The 16,723-nt window shown below is 70.5% G+C and carries 18 protein-coding genes; 9 read left to right on the plus strand and 9 right to left on the minus strand.

What is annotated here, in order from left to right; translation table 11 throughout:
- Nucleotides 1-32 precede the first annotated feature (32 nt).
- From VH969_RS10570 to VH969_RS10580, 3 genes are read right to left on the minus strand one after another with little or no spacing between them, the layout of a single operon-like run.
- Nucleotides 33-413, minus strand: coding sequence for a TfoX/Sxy family protein (locus VH969_RS10570; RefSeq protein WP_331973499.1), 381 nt, complete (start codon nucleotides 411-413; stop codon nucleotides 33-35).
- 10 nt (nucleotides 414-423) lie between these two features.
- The gene (locus tag VH969_RS10575) at nucleotides 424-861 is read right to left on the minus strand and encodes an SRPBCC family protein (protein ID WP_331973500.1); all 438 of its coding nucleotides are present in this window, start codon (nucleotides 859-861) and stop codon (nucleotides 424-426) included.
- Nucleotides 858-1,169, minus strand: a complete 312-nt coding sequence (locus VH969_RS10580) for an ArsR/SmtB family transcription factor (RefSeq protein WP_331973501.1) — start codon at nucleotides 1,167-1,169, stop codon at nucleotides 858-860. The genes VH969_RS10575 and VH969_RS10580 overlap by 4 nt, the downstream gene beginning before the upstream one ends.
- A gap of 82 nt (nucleotides 1,170-1,251) precedes the next feature.
- On the opposite strand from VH969_RS10580, the gene VH969_RS10585 reads away from it, so the two are divergent.
- The 3 genes from VH969_RS10585 to VH969_RS10595 are packed head-to-tail and all read left to right on the plus strand — an operon-like array spanning nucleotide 1,252 to nucleotide 2,551.
- The gene (locus VH969_RS10585) at nucleotides 1,252-1,689 is read left to right on the plus strand and encodes an SRPBCC family protein (RefSeq protein ID WP_331973502.1); all 438 of its coding nucleotides are present in this window, start codon (nucleotides 1,252-1,254) and stop codon (nucleotides 1,687-1,689) included.
- Nucleotides 1,690-1,712: 23 nt separating this feature from the next.
- Entirely contained in the window at nucleotides 1,713-2,147 is a 435-nt protein-coding gene (locus VH969_RS10590) for an SRPBCC family protein (RefSeq protein ID WP_331973503.1), read from the plus strand.
- Nucleotides 2,148-2,194: 47 nt separating this feature from the next.
- A complete protein-coding gene (locus VH969_RS10595; protein WP_331973504.1) occupies nucleotides 2,195-2,551 on the plus strand; it encodes a DUF1801 domain-containing protein in 357 nt (118 codons plus the stop codon).
- 56 nt (nucleotides 2,552-2,607) lie between these two features.
- On the opposite strand, the gene VH969_RS10600 is transcribed toward VH969_RS10595, so the two are convergent.
- Together VH969_RS10600 and VH969_RS10605 are read right to left on the minus strand one after the other, a co-directional pair.
- Nucleotides 2,608-3,819: an MFS transporter gene (locus VH969_RS10600; protein ID WP_331973505.1), complete on the minus strand. Its 1,212-nt coding sequence runs from the start codon at nucleotides 3,817-3,819 to the stop codon at nucleotides 2,608-2,610.
- Complete coding sequence (locus tag VH969_RS10605) at nucleotides 3,816-5,408, minus strand: AMP-binding protein (protein WP_331973506.1); 1,593 nt, start codon at nucleotides 5,406-5,408, stop codon at nucleotides 3,816-3,818. The genes VH969_RS10600 and VH969_RS10605 overlap by 4 nt, the downstream gene beginning before the upstream one ends.
- 310 nt (nucleotides 5,409-5,718) lie before the next feature.
- Between VH969_RS10605 and VH969_RS10610 the strand changes: the two genes are divergently transcribed.
- The 3 genes from VH969_RS10610 to VH969_RS10620 all read left to right on the plus strand — a co-directional run bounded on the left by VH969_RS10610 (nucleotide 5,719) and on the right by VH969_RS10620 (nucleotide 7,767).
- Entirely contained in the window at nucleotides 5,719-6,081 is a 363-nt protein-coding gene (locus VH969_RS10610; RefSeq protein WP_331973507.1) for a hypothetical protein, read from the plus strand.
- Nucleotides 6,066-6,389 (plus strand): hypothetical protein, encoded by a 324-nt coding sequence (locus VH969_RS10615; RefSeq protein WP_331973508.1) that lies wholly within the window; start codon nucleotides 6,066-6,068, stop codon nucleotides 6,387-6,389. The genes VH969_RS10610 and VH969_RS10615 overlap by 16 nt, the downstream gene beginning before the upstream one ends.
- Nucleotides 6,390-6,534: 145 nt before the next feature.
- Nucleotides 6,535-7,767: an MFS transporter gene (locus VH969_RS10620; RefSeq protein ID WP_331973509.1), complete on the plus strand. Its 1,233-nt coding sequence runs from the start codon at nucleotides 6,535-6,537 to the stop codon at nucleotides 7,765-7,767.
- A 137-nt stretch (nucleotides 7,768-7,904) separates the two neighbouring features.
- Here the strand turns inward: VH969_RS10620 and VH969_RS10625 are convergent, their stop codons facing one another.
- The 3 genes from VH969_RS10625 to VH969_RS10635 are packed head-to-tail and all read right to left on the minus strand — an operon-like array spanning nucleotide 7,905 to nucleotide 11,912.
- Nucleotides 7,905-9,140 (minus strand): ATP-grasp domain-containing protein, encoded by a 1,236-nt coding sequence (locus VH969_RS10625; protein ID WP_331973510.1) that lies wholly within the window; start codon nucleotides 9,138-9,140, stop codon nucleotides 7,905-7,907.
- Nucleotides 9,130-10,623, minus strand: coding sequence for a class I tRNA ligase family protein (locus tag VH969_RS10630; RefSeq protein ID WP_331973511.1), 1,494 nt, complete (start codon nucleotides 10,621-10,623; stop codon nucleotides 9,130-9,132). The genes VH969_RS10625 and VH969_RS10630 overlap by 11 nt, the downstream gene beginning before the upstream one ends.
- A complete protein-coding gene (locus tag VH969_RS10635) occupies nucleotides 10,620-11,912 on the minus strand; it encodes a DinB family protein (RefSeq protein WP_331973512.1) in 1,293 nt (430 codons plus the stop codon). Before VH969_RS10635 ends, VH969_RS10630 begins: the two co-directional genes overlap by 4 nt.
- Nucleotides 11,913-12,432: 520 nt before the next feature.
- Between VH969_RS10635 and VH969_RS10640 the strand changes: the two genes are divergently transcribed.
- Together VH969_RS10640 and VH969_RS10645 are read left to right on the plus strand one after the other, a co-directional pair.
- Nucleotides 12,433-13,659, plus strand: a complete 1,227-nt coding sequence (locus VH969_RS10640) for a MalY/PatB family protein (protein WP_331973513.1) — start codon at nucleotides 12,433-12,435, stop codon at nucleotides 13,657-13,659.
- Nucleotides 13,660-13,697: 38 nt separating this feature from the next.
- Entirely contained in the window at nucleotides 13,698-14,366 is a 669-nt protein-coding gene (locus VH969_RS10645) for a winged helix-turn-helix transcriptional regulator (RefSeq protein ID WP_331973514.1), read from the plus strand.
- 111 nt (nucleotides 14,367-14,477) lie between these two features.
- Here VH969_RS10645 and VH969_RS10650 read toward each other — a convergent pair whose 3' ends face one another.
- Nucleotides 14,478-15,539, minus strand: a complete 1,062-nt coding sequence (locus VH969_RS10650; RefSeq protein WP_331973515.1) for a methyltransferase domain-containing protein — start codon at nucleotides 15,537-15,539, stop codon at nucleotides 14,478-14,480.
- Nucleotides 15,540-15,688: 149 nt separating this feature from the next.
- Between VH969_RS10650 and VH969_RS10655 the strand changes: the two genes are divergently transcribed.
- Entirely contained in the window at nucleotides 15,689-16,702 is a 1,014-nt protein-coding gene (locus tag VH969_RS10655; protein ID WP_414638465.1) for a DUF3048 domain-containing protein, read from the plus strand.
- The last annotated feature ends 21 nt before the right edge of the window (nucleotides 16,703-16,723 follow it).

Genomic DNA, 16,723 nt, shown 5'->3' on the forward strand with positions numbered 1-16,723 from the left:
TCCTTCCGGGCGAGTACCTCTCGCCTGCCCTACTACGAACGGGCCCGGCCCGGATCGACACCTCGCGCCGGCTTCTTCCTGACCTTGGGCGGCAGGGCACCGACGTATGTCAGTGCCTTCAGCGTCCACTGCTGACAATCCGCGGCGGACAGGCCGGCCGGCAGCGTCGCGTAGCCGCCCATCGGACGTTCGGCGGGCCCGAACGGTCCCGCACCCGGCTGTGCGAGCAGTTCCGCGAGGTCGCCGTCGGGAAGCTTCACGCCGACGTCGGCGCCGAACAGGCCCATGAACATGTTGCCGTTGACGAACGCGCCGAGGTTGCCGAACATCGGCTTCACCTCCACCCGCGAGTCGTCGGGCACCAGGGCGGTGAACCGCTCCTTGTCGGCCTCGGTCGGCTTGGGCATCCTCATCGCGCTCTCCTCACGCGTTCGGGTCCGGTCCGGGGTCGCCACCGCCGACCACCACACCGAGCCGGTCCAGGTAGAGCTCCCAGCCCTTGCGGTGGTGCACCTGCTGCTCGTCGTCGGGCAGGCCGTGGTGGCGCAGCAGAACCCGCGTGCCGCCCTCCTCCTCGGCCAGGGTCACCTCGACGCGGGTCGATCCGGGCGCGACGGCGTGGTCGTGGGTCCAGCCCCAGGTGAAGACGACCCGCCGCGGCGCGTCGATCTCGACGAACCGGCCGGACGCCTGCACACCGCCGCGCAGGCTGACGCGGTACCGGCCGCCCGGCATCGGCTCGAGCTCCGCGACGCTGCCCATCCACTGGGCGTAGCGCCCCGGGTCCACGAAGTACGGGAACACCGTCTCGGGAGTCGCCGCGATGAAGACGCTGACCTCGAGGGCAGCGGAGTCCGTCATGTTCGGTCCTTGCGCTTCTGCTCGTTCTCGGCCAGATCCTTGACCCGCCCCAGCCCCCCGCGCCAGTGCTCCTCGACAACCGACCGCAGCGAGCCCAGTGCCGCCTGGTCGGCTCGGTAGTACCGGCTGGTGCCCTCCCGCCGCTCGCGGACGAACCCCGCTTCCTTGAGCACGGTCAGGTGCTGGCTGATCGCCGACCAGGTCACGTCGAACTCGGCGGCGATCTCCCGGGCGGCGAGCTCCCGGTCCCAGACCAGCTGGAGGATGCGCAGCCGGCGCGGCGCGGCGATGACTCGCAACGGATCCACGATCGACCTCCCTTGCCCAGCGGCCCGGTCGTAGTGTAGACCTATCTTAATTTAGAAAGTTCTAAATAAGGAGGAGAACCCGATGACCCGATCCATCACCCTCGCCGTCGACGTGCCCGCCGATCCGGCGGCCGTGTTCGCGACCCTGTCCACCACCGAGGGCCAGCGCGCGTTCTGGACCGCCGACTGCGACGTCACGCCCGACCGCGCCCGGTTCGGCTTCGCGGCGGCGCCGGTCGACCTCGAGGTCGAGGTGAGCACCGAGCCGGGCAAGCTGGTCCGCATGCACGTCACGTCCGGCTTCCCGTTCTGGGACGGCTCGACCTGGGAGTGGGAGCTCGGCGCCCCGGCCCGCGCCGAGACGGGGACCGGCGTGCTGTTCCGGCACTACGGCTTCGGCGAGGGCTACCCGGAGACCGACCTCGGCCAGACCGCGCACACCTGGTCCTCGATCCTCGACCGGCTCGTCGCCTACCACGCCACCGGCACCGCGCAGCCGTTCTTCCCCACGCCGGCCTGACTCGACAAGAGGGAGCACGGCTCATGGCAGTCGACGTCAAACCGTGCGTGCTCGTGCACCGCGCCCCCGGTGAGGTCGCCGAGTTCATGTTCGATCCCGCCAACGACCTGCGCTGGACCGGCGGCATAACGTCGAGCACGCCGGCGCGGCCCGGCCCGCTCGTGACGGGCGCGACCGTCGAGCGCACCGCGAAGTTCCTCGGCCGCGCCTTCACCTACGGCTACGTCGTCACCAGGCACGAACCCGACCGCCTCCTGGAGATGAAGGTCGACCGCCCCTTCCCGATGACGGTCCGCTACGAGCTCACCGGACACCCGGACGGCACGACGGTGGCCATCCACGCCACCGGCACGCCGGGCCGGTTCTTCTGGTGGGCCACCCCGCTGCTGGCCCGCCAGGTCCGCGCCAGCATCACCGGCGACCTGCACAGGCTGCGCAACTGCCTGGAGGCGAACTGAGCACTGACCGCGTAGGCTCGTCCGAACCGGACACGAGGTCATGACGCATGTACCGAAACCCAGACGTGGACCGCTGGTTCGACGAAGCCGAACATCCGATGGACGCCACGATGCGGCGGGCCCGTGACATCATCCTCGGCGCCGACGACCGCGTCACCGAGTCCATCAAGTGGAAGACGCCCACGTTCGCCTACCGGGGCAACATCGCGAGCTTCAACCCGTCGAAGCGCTTCGTGAGCCTGCTGTTCCACCGTGGCGCCGAGATTCCCGGCGACCATCCGCGACTCGTCGGCGACGGCAAGCTCACCCGCACGATGCGCTTCGCCGACGTCGACGAGCTGGAGAACGGCCGCGCCGATCTCGAGGCGGTGATCCGCGCCTGGTGTGACAGCAGGCAGCCCTGACCCGTGCCCCTCGTCATCACGAGGAGACGTCGGGTGTCCGGGATGTCGAGGCTGCCTCAGGCGGGTGCCCGGGTGGGCGTCGCGCGGTCGCGCGTGCGCAGGCGGAGCAGCGGCACGAGGGTCACCGCGAGGTAGAGGCAGCCGGCGAGCAGGATCGCGGGGTCGAGACCGAGAGCGGCGACCGCGAGGCCGCCGAGGACGCCGCCGACCGGCAGGCCGGCGTAGCAGATGGCGGTCGCCAACCCGAAGACCCTGGTCTGCAGGTCGGTGGGGATCCGTTCGTATTGGAGCGCACCGAGAATCGGGTTGAGCGATGCCATCGCCACGCCACAGCAGAACGTCACCACGAGCACCAGCGGCAGGTTGTGGCTGAGCAGCACCAGGAGTTGCGGGGATCCGCCGACGGCGAGCGCGATCACGAACGTCGCTCGTTGCGGGAGTGCGGGCGCGAGCGCCGTGAACAGGATGCTGCCCAGCACCGCGCCGCCGGCGAACGCGCCGAGGACCGTGCCGAGCAAGGCGGGGGTGCCGACCACATCGGACACCCAGATCGGCACGAACACCGCCGTGCCGGCCTGAGCGAAGACGTTGGCGAGGAAGACCATCGCCAGCAGGCCGAGCAACACCCGATCGTGCCGCAGGTAGCGGGCGCCCCCGCGCAGCGCCCGCAGGTACGGCTCCGCCACGGGTGCCACGTCCGGTCCCGCCGGCGGCCGCACCAGCGCGGCGACGATCGCCGCACACACGCCGAACGACACGGCGTCCACCCAGATCGCGCCCTGCGCGCCGAACCAGTAGATCAGCAACCCGCCGAGCGGGGCGCCGACCAGCATCGCGCCGCGGGCCGACCCTTCGTACGCGGCGGTCACCCGCACCATCCGTGCGCCGGCGGCCTCCGCCAGCGGGCGCAGCAGCACATGCTTGGCCCGATCGCCGACGCCGCGCAACGCGCCCGCGACCGCCGCCAAACCGACGATCGCGGGAAACCCGATCCCCGGGATAGCGGCGATCGCCGCCATCGCCAGCGCGCTGCCGACATCGGTGGCGATCGACGCGGTCCGCAGCCCGAACCGGTCGGCGAGCGGGGTCGCGAGCACCCCGGCCAGCAGGTAGGGCAGCAACTGGCCGACCGCGACCAGCCCCATCCTGGCCGGGCTCCCGGTGGTCACCAGCACCAGCCAGGGAATGGCCACAATGGACATACGGTTGCCGAGCGCGGAGACGATCTCCGCGACGAACAGTGCGATGAACCCGACGCGCGGCCTCACACCGAGGTGCCGATCGGGTCGGCCGCCGCGCCGTGCTCGGCGGCGTACCTGGCCCGCAACGCCTTCGTGTTGACCTTGCCGATACCGGTCAGCGGGAGGGAGTCGACGAACTGGATACGGTGTGGCACCCACACCGGGGTCAGCTCCTGGCGCACCAGCTCGGTGAGCTCGCCGGCGGTGACCGTCGCATCCGGATCCGGCACCACGAACGCGTGCACCGCCTCGCCGAGCTCGGTGTCCGGCACGCCGATGACCGCCGCGGCGCGCACCTTCGGGTGGGTGACGAGCACGTCCTCGATCGGCCTGGGGTAGATGCACCGGGAACCGGGCCCGGTGATGATCGTGTCCTGCACGCGGCCGACGAGGTGGAGGTATCCGTCGGCGTCGACGTACCCGAGGTCGCGGGTGCGGAGCCAGCCGTCGACGAGGGTCTCGGCGGTCAGCTCCGGCTGACCCCAGTAGCCGGCGAAGTTCATCCGGCTGGCCACCCACACCTCGCCGACCTGACCGGTGCCGAGCACGCTGCCGGTCTCGCCGCGGATCTCCACCCGCACGTCGCCGTACGGCTTGCCGCACGAGCGAAGGCGTTGCGGGTGCTCGGGCTCGTCGCCGACGCCGGGCAGAGCCGAGATGAACGGGCATTCGCTGAGCCCGTAGGTGATGCGCAGGATCGGACCGAACCGCGCGACGCCTTGGCGCAGCCGGTCCGGCGCGGCCGCGGAACTGCCGACGGAGAGCAGGTTCAGGCTGCTCAGGTCCGCGCCGTCCAGGGCGGGATGATCGAGCAGCTGGTAGAGCATCGGCGGCGAGATGAACACCGAGCTCACCCGTTCCCGCTCGATGGTGGCGCAGAATTCTCCGACGTCGAACTTCTCCATGATCACCAGCAGCCCGCCGCTGAACAGGTAGAGCAGCGCGGAGATCTGGCCGGCCGGATGCCACAGCGGGGTCTGGGTGAGGTGGTGGACGTTCCGCTCCCCCGCGTCGAGCAGTTCCTGGGCGAGGACGTCCAGTTGCCGGTAGAGAGCCTGCCGATGATGCACGGATTTCGGCACCCCGGTCGTGCCGCTGGTCTGGAACACCGACTGCGGCTCGTCCGCGCCGAGGAGATCGGCGATGCTCGGCGCGTCCGGCTGCGGCGTGAGGAGGTTCGGTCCCTGCCCGCCGGCGCCGAGGCACAGCAGCGGCACGCCGAGCCGGGCACCGAGCTGCGCGGCCTGCTCCTCGTGCGTGCTCGGGTCGTAGATCAGCACGTCCGGCGGCACCAGGCGCAGGTAGTCGTCGACCTCCCGGCGCAGCGCGGCGGGATCGATCCACACCGAACGGCTGCCGATAAGGTGCATCGCGAGCTGGAGGGTGGGCGCCTCCGGCGGGTGCGCGACGAGCACCCCGACCGCCATGCCGGACCGGACTCCGTTCGCCCGCAGAGCCGCGGCGACCGACAGCACGCCGGCCGCGAGGTCCGCGTAGGTCAATCGGCGACCCCGGCCGACGATCGCTTCCCGGTCACCGTATTCAGCGAAGCGTTCCAGCGCCCGTAACACGTAATTCCGCTGGCTCGGCGACTGGTTTTCCACTGCGCCCTCCACATTGGCCCGTCGCGAGGTCGGCAACAACCTACTCGCGGCCGGGCGGCAAACCAAGACTCTCCGGCTCGATCGGTGCGACGCCGAGGATCGCCCATCCGTCGGCAAGATCGGCAAGCTCGGCCGAGCCCAAGGCCGGCTGATCGAACCTGGTCGACCCCGGTCAGTCCCGCCTCCCGGCGATCTCCGCCAGAGGCGTGCCCTTGGTTGGCGGGACTGTCTCGCCCTGCCGTAACAGGATCGTGTTCGTAAACGTCAGTACGAATTGAATAAGTAGTGGGATAATTACTCACCGTACCGGAAAGGAGTCAATATGAGCCGACCACATGCCAGCCCGTCGCGACGACGCCGGGGCCCACTGAGCGCCATCGCCCTGTTGCTCGCGACGATCATGGCTACGGCGATGTTCACGTTCGTCGAGACCCCGACCGCCAGCGCCTGCTGCGTCGTGCCCGAGCATGCGATCATCGTGTGCCAGAGCGCCAGCTTCTACGGCAACTACAACTCCTCGACCGGACCGGTCGACTTCAAGCGCACGCTCTACTACGGGGACAAGGTCGGCCACACCCGTGGCGCGCATCCGGTCTACAACGGCTGGGCCGCGACGTTCGACTTCGGACCCAACGACTGGGGTTACGTCCGCTACGAGTGTCTGGGCGGGTGGGGATCGTGGTAGCCCGCCGGCTCCTGACCGCCGGCCTCAGCGCGCTCGCCCTCGCCGCCGCGGTGGTCGTCGCTCCTTCGTCCGCGCAGGCGGACGTGACCGTAGCCGCCTGCAGCAATGCCGTCGTGGGGTACCGCCAGGTGGTCTGCGCGCAAACGCTCGCGGTCCGCACGGCGCCCGGAGGCGCCTGGATGGGCGAGCTGACCCAGGGCCAGAGCTTCCAGGTCGAGCAGGTCAGCGGGAGCTGGGTCTACGGCTTCGCCTACGGCCACATCAACCGGCACGGCTGGGTGCAGAACGGCTGGTTCTACGCGCCCTGACATGGCCATGACCACGCTGCCCGGCGCCGGCGGCGCCGGGCAGCGCCGTCCCAGGGTGGAGTCAAACCCGGCACGCAGAAAGAAGTGCCGGTGGGCCGGTCGCGGCAGACTGAGCAGCGAATGCCGGCAAGAAGGGTGACGCATCTTGACCAGCGCGTTCAAACGCCTGCAGCTCTCCGCCGTGTGCGCCAACTTCGCCGACGGCATGTCGTTGGTCGCGTTTCCGCTTCTCGCCGCGGCCTTCACCTCTTCGCCGCTGGTCATCGGGTCGATCGCGGCGGCGCGGAGCCTGCCGTGGCTGCTGACGTCCATCCACGTCGGGGTGCTGATCGATCGCCGGGGCGCGGACCGGCTGCTCCTCGGGTCGAACACCATCAGGGTGGGCATCTTCCTCGCCCTGGCCATTCTCCTGCTGCTCCCGGCAAACGCGTTCCTGGTCGCCCTCGCGGTGGTCGCGTTCGCCGCCGGGGTGCTCGAGGTCGTGGCGGACAACAGCACGCAGACACTCCTGCCGAGCATCGTGCCGCAGGAACAACTGCCGGCGGCGAACGCGCGCATCCAGCTCATCGAGAACGCCGGGCTCAACCTGGCCGGGGCACCGGTGGCGAGCGCGTTGATGGGTGTGCACCCGGCCGCGCCATTGATCGCCATCGCCACGAAGTACTCGCTCGCGGCCGCGAGCCTGCGCAAGCTGCTCAGCGGAACCAGGACGCGGGTCAGGCCGGGCGAAGCCGTCGCCGTGCTGGCCGGCTGGACGCATATCCGCCGCTCCCGAGCGCTCTTCACGCTCGCCATGACCACCGCGCTGATCAACCTCGCGATGGCCGGCAGCGCGGCCATTCTGGTGCTGTACGTCGAGCAGCGGCTGCGGACGCCGACCTGGACCTACGGCCTGCTGCTCACCGCGTTCGCGCTGGGCACCTTCCTCGGCGCCGCCATCGTCCCCCGGATACTCGGCCGGACCTCCGAGACCTTCGTGCTGCGGTCCGTGCTGCTCGCGCTGCCGGCACCGATGTTGTTGATCGCATTGACCACGGACTTCTGGCCATCGGCGGCCGGCCAGCTCGGCTTCGGTGTCCTCGAGATCGCCTGGGGCATCGTCGCGGTGTCCTACCGGCAGGAGGTCGTCCCGGCCGGCCTGCTGGGCAGGGTCAACGCGATGTACCGCATGATGGCCTGGGGATCCGTCCCGATCGGCGCATTCCTCGCCGGCGTTTTCGCCGAGCTGATGGGGATCATGGGCGCATACCTCGCGCTCACCGCGATTCTGTGCACGGGATGGCTTGTGTCGCTGACGATCCGCCCGGAGATCCTGGACCGGGAACGGCGGCCGGCGCAGCCGGAGGGACAACCGGAACCGGAGCAGGAAGCGGCCTGAGCCGTCGCCCGTGGCGCGGCCACCATCGACGCGTGCCGGACGCCAACGACGACGACAACGACGACAACGACAACCGATAACGACGGCGGCGAGGTGACACGCTCTGCGCGCACCTCGCCGCCGGTATACCTGGGCCCCTAAGGTTGCTCGACTACCACCTGCTCGGCGAACCAGCCGGCGAATCGCCGCATGTCGTCGGACAGCGCGGCCTCGGTCTCGCCGGTCATGACCACCCGCGCCGCGCGGAAGTGCGACGCCGCCGTCGAGTCCGGAACGATCTGGCCGGGCGTCACCGACACCTGTGCGGCCACCACACCCGGCTGCCGCAGGAGATCCTCCAGCCCGGGGGCGGACACCACCCGGCCCGGGCGAGCCGGCAGCTGCACCCAGCCGTGCGGACGCGGGTCATGGGCCCGGTCCGGTTCGAGCCCGGACGGCCGGCCCAGGACCGCGCGCGCCCACTCGTCGTACAGGTCGACCGCGAACTTGGCGCGGGTCGTCTCCCACACCATCCCGCCACCGATACGTCCCGCGCACTCGCTGAACACGAGCTGGTCGCTCTGCTCGAACGCCTCCAGGTGGAACACCCCGTCGGCGTGTCCGAAAGCCTTGAGCGCGGCCGAGGTCAGCGCGTGCGCCCGGGCGTAGAGCGCCGGGCTCGTCCCGGGCTCGACGACGACCGAACCGACCAACGCGCCGTGCCGGATCTCGATGACGTTCTGCAGATACCGGGACACGGCGAGGAACGTGACCGCGCCGTCCCGCACGACACCGTCGACGTGCAGCTCGGCTCCGTCCACGAACTCCTCGACCAGCCACGGTCCGTCCTTGCCGGACTCGGTGATGGCCGTCCGCGCGCGGTCGAGCGACGCCTGGTCACGTACGCCGTAGGTCAGCGCCGTGCCCGCGCCGGCAAGTGGCTTCACCACAAAGGGAGCGCGCGTCGCGGCCAGGTCGAGCTCGGCGATGTCGACGACGGTGTGGCAGCGAGCCACAGCCAGCCCGGCATCCCTGACCAGTCCCTTTTGGACGAACTTGTCGCGCAGCGCCACAGCCGCCGGCACCGGGAAGCCCGCCTTGCCGTAGGCGTTCGCGACTACGGCAGCCGGGACGATGCACTCCTCGTACTCCGTGGACACGACATCGAACTCGGCGACGTCGATGCCGGCCCGCATGAGGCCGGCGACCACGTCGTCGACCCGCGTCGCGTCCGGGACGACGACCACCCGGCCGGTGAACCCGTGCTTGGCCGGAGCTTCCGCATCGTGCGCGCCGACCACGAACGTGGTGTCGCAGTCGTGCCGGGCGAGCGAGTCCGCCGCCTCGTTCCACCAGCCCAGGTACAGCACGGGTGTCCGGTGCTCAGTTCCCATCGGAGACCAGCTTCCGTAGCGCCGCGCGATCCGGCTCGCCCGCATGGCCGAGCGAGCGCCACACCGTGGCGGCGACGTCCGGCACGACCGCAGCGGCGATGACCGCGAAGCAGGCGAGGCTCGTGTGCTGGCCGGCACCGGGCGTCACCGCCTGGTCGAGCCACCGCTCGGTGCTCTGCCAGACCTTCGGCAGATCGATGTGGTCGAGCTCGAGCGCCTTCGCCTGGCTGTCCAGTGCCTCCTCGGCACGGCCGACCACCACCCCGTCGACCGTCCTGTCCACAGTAGACCTTGCGGTCGCCACGACCCGGTCGGCCTGGGCCGTCAAGGACTTCATGAACGCGGCCAGGTCCGAAAGGGACACGTCGACCTCGACATCCGGGGTGGCGATCGACGCCATGTACGCCCGCAGCCCGTCGCGGCTGAACCCGTCCAGGGCGGCCGCATCCTCCACCCAGATGCAATGCGGCCGGCTCGTCGACTGCTTCTGCCCGTCGAGCGTGTAGAACTCGCTCACCAGGTGGTGATCGAACGGCCGGTACCGCTCGGTGGCCAGCGCCAGCGCGGAGTTCTCGACGAGGAAGCCGCCCAGGTTGTCCGTGCCGTAGGCGAGGACCGTCACCACGTCGGAACCCTCTTCGAACGGATTCTGGTGAAGCCCCAGCTTCTCCTTGGTGATCTCGCCGAACGCGACCTGCTCGGCCAGCGTGATCAGCATCCGGTTGAAATACACCTGGCCGGGGACGCCGGTGCCGATGCCCCACGGCTCCGACGCCGTCCACCTGGCGAGGAAGTGCTCATCGGCAAGGAGCGCGGCGGCGATGTTGTCGACCCGGCCGCGCACGACATCGGGGAGCACGACCCCAGCCAGATACTCCCGCACCTCGCGGCTGCTCGTCCGGATGAAGTAGTTCGTGACCTCACGCCAGTCGAGGACGTCCGCCGGATCTGCCGCCCGCGCGTTGCGGATGTCGTCGGCCGACAGGTAAAGCCCGCAGGGGTCGCACGAGTACCCATGCATCTTCCGGCCGCACGCCGGACACTCACCGATCAGGAACCGCCCGGTGACCGGGCTGCCCGCGCGCCGGCTGTACGGGATCTTCTCGGTCACCGCCACCTTTCGCCCGGCCAGCACCGCGTCGAGCTCCATGGCGGTCTTCTCGATCAGATCCCGCCCTTCGCCGACGGAGGTGTCGAGGAAGACGTCGTAGTCGACGGCGACGTGTTCGAGATCCCGCTCGAGACCGTCGTAGTAGACCCGGCAGATCTCCTCCTCGCGCAGCCCCGCCTGCCGCGCGGCGTAGGTGATCGGGTTGTCGAAGGCGTCCACACTGAACAGCAGCGTGGCATCCGCACCGGCTCGCCGCGCGTGCCGCTTCAACACGTCGAGCTTCAGGAACTGGGCTCCCACGTGCCCGAGATGCAGCCGCCCGTTCGGCGTGGGAGCCGCCCCCGTCAGGAGATACCTCCCTCCGGCGCTCATTCGGTCCCAGCTTCCGCCCGCACCTCACCCAGCAGCTTCTCGGCCTCGTTGGCCCGCTCCTCGAGCGTGTCCGTCAGGTCCGCATACCTGCTCGCCAGCAGCCCGTCCGCGCCGATCAGCGGCCCCTCGGCCGTGCCCAGCCCGCTGAACAGGCGCGACGCGAACCGCTGCGTCGCCGTCCGCCGGTGCCCCAACGCGTCCAGGATCTTGTCGATCGTCACCGCGTGATCCCGCGGGTGCCACACGTACCGCTTCAACCGGAACCGCAGGTCCACCGGCCCGTTCTCCCACCACGCCGACCGGATCCCCAGCTCGTCCTCGGTGATCCCCGAGTAGTCCAGGGTGTTCTGCGTGTGCAGCCGCTCGTACCTCGTCAACAGCTCGCCCAGCGTCTCGTGCGTGCCCACCGGCTCACCATGCTGGGCGACGGTGTCGGTCGCCGGCATGACCTCCGGGTCCAGCCCCTGGCGTCCACGGTCGAGCGCGTGCAGGATCTGCGGCCGGTACGCCCACCACTCGGCCAGAATCACGTGTGCCAGGTTCTCCCGGATCGACCGCTCCCACGGCAACGGGGTCTCGTCCAGCACCGCGTCCGGCACCCCGACGAACAGCGACTGGAACTCCCGGTACGCGAACCGGTGCTGCGCCAGCAACCGGTGCGTGCTCGTCTGCACCGGCCCGTGCAGGGCCCGCTCCCGCTCGGCCTCCACACCGAAGTCGCACAGCTCCTGATACGCCTGCAGCACAACCTCACGCAGACAGTCGGAGTACCAGTGCCAGTCCCCCGGCCCCGGCCTGCCGATCCAGTCGCGCATCAGCACCGAGTCGGGCAGCTTCGCCACCACCTGGGCCAGCCGCTCGACGGCCCGCGCCAGGGGGCTCACCGTGGTCAGCAGCTGCCCGTCGAACGAGTCCGGGATCGCGCCACCCGACTTCGCCACCCCGAGCCACCGCGCCGCCTCGGCCACCGCGATCTTGTCGTTGGGGTGCTGCTCGACCGTCGCCGCGAACAACCCCATGGCCTCGCGGTACTTCTGCTTCCGCAGCGCCGCCTTCCCCCGCGCCACCAGCAACTGCGCCTCGAACAGCTCCGGCGTCAACCAGCCCGCCGTGTCATGGAACACCGACTGGTACCCCACCGACAGCCTCGTCCGCCGCGGCGCGCCGTTCCACTCGTGATACCGCGTGCCATCCGGGGCCAGCAGCTGAATCGTCGGCGACCAGATAAAGATGTGGTTGTTGATGATATCCGTGCTCGTCCGGTCCGGATTGGTCGTCTCCACCCGCACGGGCAATGTGTACTTCTCGATCTGCTCTGCTATCGCCGGATTCGAATAGATGCTCTGATCGTGATTGCCGCACCCCGAGCATTCGGGCGAATGAAGGTCCAGCAGGACCGGCTTGCCCTCGTCAGCCGATCGGGACAGCAACTGGGAAAACTCGTGCGCGCCATGCCACCGCACTGCCTGCGCCATCATGCACCCCTATGTCGATGAAAGCCAAGGTACGAGGAAGACGCTGCGGCACCGATTGTCCCGGCCGGATCTCCAGTACCCCCGCCATCGACAATGTCAGCCGAGCGCTCCCGCGATCGCAGCTCACTATTATCGCCGTCCACCACACCGGCATCTCCCAAAATGCCGAGATGTAGTCCGCGATGATCCCCGGCGGCGATCCCGGTCGACGATCCCCGCTCGACGATCTTCGTGCCGTCCCGGTCTGAGCATGTCCGGAGAAGACGAATATCCGCCGATGCGGTGTGCTTGGCGTGCGCGCGCATTGGTGATCGCGCATTGGTGGTGAGGGACGATGACGAAGGTCCGGGGCAACGACGGCGTCGGCAGGCAGCACCGGCCCAGCTACGTGGTCTTCGACGAACTCGACGAGAACGTCCTCCGGTTCCGCCCGGGAGCGAAGTGGCGTGTTCCCGGTCCCGGCGTGCTGCCGGCATGGATCGCCGACATGGATTTCCCGGTCGCGGAACCGGTCGTGGCGTCGTTGCGGCGGTATATCGAAATCGGCGACTTCGGTTACCCGGACTGGCCCGATGGCGCGAGCCCGCTGCGCGCGGCGTTCGCCTACCGCATGAAGGAACGCTACGGCTGGTGGCCCGAACCGGATCACGTCCGGGAGTTCACCGACGCCACGTACGCGATGCGCGCGATGCTGGAGCTGAGCACCACGCCCGGTGACGGTGTCGCCGTGCACACCCCGGGCTTCGGGCCGTTCGCCAGGACGATCGAGCGGCTCGGCCTGCGGCTGGTGCCTCTGCCGATGGTCGACACCAGGGACGGCTGGGTGTTCGACGCCGACGACTGCGCCCGGCGCATCGCCGAGGGCGACTGCCGGGTGCTGGTCCTCGTCAACCCGCACAACCCCACCGGCCGGGTGTTCACCCGGCCGGAACTGCTGGCGCTCGCCGAGGTCGCCGAGCGGCACGACCTGCTCGTGATCTCCGACGATCTGCACGCGGACCTCACCTACGCACCGCACCGCCACGTGCCGTTCGCCTCGCTCGATCCGGCCCTCGAAGCCCGGACGGTGACCATGTACGCGGCGAGCAAGGCGTTCAACCTGGCCGGCCTTCGCTGTGTGGTCGGGCACGTCGGCGACGCGACGCTGCGCCAGAAGCTGGCCGCGCAGCCCCCGGGGCCGAACGTCAACGTTCTCGGCATGCTGGCGAGCCTCGCCGCCTGGACCGAGGCGACCGGCTGGCTGGACAACGTCATCGACTACCTCGACACCAACCGGCGGATCGTCGCCAAGGCCGTCGCCGAGGGCCTGCCGCAGGTTCGCCACCACATGCCGGAGGCGACGTACCTGTCCTGGCTCGACTGCCGGGGGCTGGACTGCGGCCCGGATCCCGCGGCGTACTTCCGGGAGCAGGCCCAGGTCGAGCTCAATCCCGGCAGCAGCTACAACCCCGGCGGCGACGGCTTCGTGCGGCTCAACTTCGCCACCCCGACGCCGCTGCTGCGCGAAATCCTGGACCGCATGGCCGACGCGGTCGCGGCCTCGCTCCGGGCGGCGGGCTGACGATGCCGGATGACGACTCGAGCAGAAAGGAACCAGACATGACCGGCCCGTCCTTCAAACAGTTCTGCGGTATCGCGCGGGCATTCGAGATCATCGGCACACCGTGGGCGGCGATCATCGTCCGGGACCTGCTGCTGGGGCCGAAGCGACTCACCGACCTGGCGGAGACGCTGCCCCGGATGACCGCCGACGACCTGGACGCGCGGCTGGGCGAGCTCGAGGCGGCCGGTGTGGTCCGGCGGAGCGACCCGGGCCCCGACGCCGAGGTCGGCTACGAGCTGACCGACTACGGCAAGGACCTCGAGCCGATCCTGCTCCAGCTGGGCCGGTGGGGGGCGCGGTCGCTCGGCGACCCGCGCCCCGGCGACCTCTTCTCCCGGGACATGGCGATCCTGGCGCTGCGCTCGACCTTCCGGCCGGAGCGCGCACGCAACGTGCGGGCGAGTTTCGAAGTACGGTTCGGTGAGATGGTGGTCGGCGCCCGGGTCGACGACGGCGCCCTCACTGTCGAGGAGGGCGAGCTCCCCGACGCCGACCTGATCATCGATACGCCGGTGCTCAAGCACCTGATGGCCGCCGAGGTCACCCCGACCGACGCGCTGTGGCTCGGCCTGATCGAGCCGAAGGGCGATCCCAGCCGGCTCAGCACCTTCGTCGAGCTCTTCCACATCCCGGAGGCTCCGGAACTGCCGTCTCCCACGGGATGACGGCTGTCGACCGGCGGCCTGTCTGTCTCAAGTGGATTGACAGGCACCGGCGCGCCAACCCGGGATCCGGTCGGCGTTGGCGAGCCATGCCACGCCCTCGGGCGGACTTGGTTACCGAACCAGTTGGTAGAAGCGCCAGTAGTCGGTGTCGATCGGCAGTTCCCGTACTTCGGCGAAGCCGGCCTCGGTGGCGTAGCGGCGCAGCGTGGCCGGGCGCATGACTGTGCCCGTTGCCGCGGTGTCGGGGTCGCCCATCGCGCCCGGAAGGCAGCTGACCACGCTCCAGCCGTACTCGTAGCGCTCACGCTCCGATGCCGGCGCGGTGAACTCCTCAGCGCTCCGGGTGTCCGCGACGAGCACCGTGCCGGTGTCGGTCAGCAGGTCCCGCGCGGTGCGGAGCGTGGCCACCGGCCGGCTCATGTCGTGCAGCGCCTCGAAGATCGTCACCAGGTCGTACCGGTTCGCCGACGGGAGCAGCGCGGCGTCGGTGGCCGCGTAGTGCACCCGGTCGGCGACACCGGCCTGCTCGGCGCTGTGCCGCGCGGCGGCGATGGCGTCCTCGTCGAGGTCGAGGCCGTCGACGACGATCTTCGGGTAGGCCTGTGCCAGCGCGATGCTCGACCAGCCCATGCCGCACGCGAGGTCGGCGACCCTCGCCGGCGGGTCTGCCCGCAGCCGGGCGTCGACCTCGGGCACCGCCGGGAGCCAGTGGGAACCGAGCAGGTTGATGAACCGTGCGCGGTTCAGGTCCGCCCGCCCCTCCGGTTCCCACGGGATCGGCGGTGGCGCACCACCGTTCCGGTAGGCGTCGACCAGCGCCGCGAGCCCGCGTGCGATCCGCACCAGGTCGATGCTCACCGGGGTGCCGTACCGCAGGTCGTCCGCGTCGACGAGTACCGCACCGTGCTCTGCCGGCAACCGATAGCGCCGCGTGAGCGCGTCGGCTCGCGGGTCCTCGACCTCGACCATCTCGGTCGCCGCCTGGTGCTCGAGCCACTCCCGCACATACCGCTCGGCGACCCCGGCGCGCGCGGCCAGCTCGCCGGAGGTCACCGCCTCCCCGCCGGCGAGCGCGCGGTAGAGCCCCAGCCGTTCACCGAGATAGACCGCATACAGCTCAAGCGTCCCTGTCGCATTCCGGAACAGCCGGTCGGCCAGCGCATCTGTGTCCATGTCCGCCGGATCCTAATAAGGGCCGGGATGCCCGGGCCCGTTCGTATCCGGCCCGGCCGCCACGCCGAAGACGGACGGCGCCAGGGCGCTGCCGGAAAATCACCAATCGCTACCGCCACGTTGTGCGGTCGAGAGCGGAAGCCGGGACGATGGTGATCGTGAGCCGGCGAGCACGCACTGCCTGGGCCGTGGCCGCGGCGGTGGCCCTCATCGCGGTGGCCGGGATCCTCGTCGCGTTCGACGGAAGCGACGAGCCGAAGCCCGCCGCCCGCCGGTCCGCACCACCACCCACGACGACCACGTCCGCCGCACCACCCACGACGCCCACGCCGCGACCGGCGCCGGTGCCGCGGGGCACGCCGGTCCTGGCTATCAAGATCGACAACGTGGCGGACGCGCGTCCACAGACCGGTGTCGGCTCGGCGGACGTGGTCTACGTCGAGCCGGTCGAGGGCGGGCTGACCAGGCTGTTGGCGATCTACGCCGGTCGCCCGCCGCGGGTGGTCGGTCCGGTCCGCAGCGCCCGGCGAACCGACATCCAGCTCCTCGCCCAGTACGGCCGGCCGGTACTCGCCTACTCCGGCGCGGCGCCCGAGCTGCTGCCGTCCCTGCACCGGGCCCACCTCGTCAACGCCCCACCCGTACGGGCGCGTTCGGCGTTCCACCGCAACGGTGCCCGGCCCGCGCCGCACAACATGTACGTGCGGCCGGCGAACCTGCCGCGGGGCGCGCGGGCCCCGGCATGGCCGCCGCTGGCGATGGGCACCGCGCCCGGTGGTGGCCGGCCGACCTCGCGGCAGGACGTCGGTTTCCGGGCCGCCCACTACACGTTCACCTGGTCCGCCCACCGCCACCGCTGGCTCGTGTCGCTGGATGGCAGGCCGCTGATCTCCACCGAGTCCGGGCGGGTCACCGCGGCCACCGTGGTGATCCAGCGGGTCAAGCTGACCGCGCGCGAGCGGATCGAGGACGCCCGCGGTGCCGTCTCCCCGGTCGCCGCCACCGTCGGTCACGGCCGGGCGTTCGTGCTGCGCGACGGCCGCCGGTTCACCGGCACCTGGTCACGGCCGCGCCCGCGGGCACCCACGCGGTTCCACACGGTCGCCGGCCTCGACCTCCCGCTCGCCCGCGGGCCCGCCTGGGTGCTCCTCGTGCCGGCGTAGATCGCCCCGCCGGCCGCGCAC

It is taken from the genome of Actinophytocola sp., assembly GCF_036555685.1.
GTDB lineage: Bacteria > Actinomycetota > Actinomycetes > Mycobacteriales > Pseudonocardiaceae > Actinophytocola.

Excerpts from the sequence above, each read along its gene's own strand:
- VH969_RS10570 (WP_331973499.1), bottom strand. The coding sequence starts at position 413 with ATGAGGATGCCCAAGCCGACCGAGGCCGACAAGGAGCGGTTCACCGCC.
- VH969_RS10575 (WP_331973500.1), bottom strand. The coding sequence starts at position 861 with ATGACGGACTCCGCTGCCCTCGAGGTCAGCGTCTTCATCGCGGCGACT.
- VH969_RS10585 (WP_331973502.1), top strand. The coding sequence starts at position 1,252 with ATGACCCGATCCATCACCCTCGCCGTCGACGTGCCCGCCGATCCGGCG.
- VH969_RS10590 (WP_331973503.1), top strand. The coding sequence starts at position 1,713 with ATGGCAGTCGACGTCAAACCGTGCGTGCTCGTGCACCGCGCCCCCGGT.
- VH969_RS10595 (WP_331973504.1), top strand. The coding sequence starts at position 2,195 with ATGTACCGAAACCCAGACGTGGACCGCTGGTTCGACGAAGCCGAACAT.
- VH969_RS10610 (WP_331973507.1), top strand. The coding sequence starts at position 5,719 with ATGAGCCGACCACATGCCAGCCCGTCGCGACGACGCCGGGGCCCACTG.
- VH969_RS10625 (WP_331973510.1), bottom strand. The coding sequence starts at position 9,140 with ATGGGAACTGAGCACCGGACACCCGTGCTGTACCTGGGCTGGTGGAAC.
- VH969_RS10630 (WP_331973511.1), bottom strand. The coding sequence starts at position 10,623 with ATGAGCGCCGGAGGGAGGTATCTCCTGACGGGGGCGGCTCCCACGCCG.
- VH969_RS10640 (WP_331973513.1), top strand. The coding sequence starts at position 12,433 with ATGACGAAGGTCCGGGGCAACGACGGCGTCGGCAGGCAGCACCGGCCC.
- VH969_RS10645 (WP_331973514.1), top strand. The coding sequence starts at position 13,698 with ATGACCGGCCCGTCCTTCAAACAGTTCTGCGGTATCGCGCGGGCATTC.
- VH969_RS10650 (WP_331973515.1), bottom strand. The coding sequence starts at position 15,539 with ATGGACACAGATGCGCTGGCCGACCGGCTGTTCCGGAATGCGACAGGG.
- VH969_RS10655 (WP_414638465.1), top strand. The coding sequence starts at position 15,689 with ATGGTGATCGTGAGCCGGCGAGCACGCACTGCCTGGGCCGTGGCCGCG.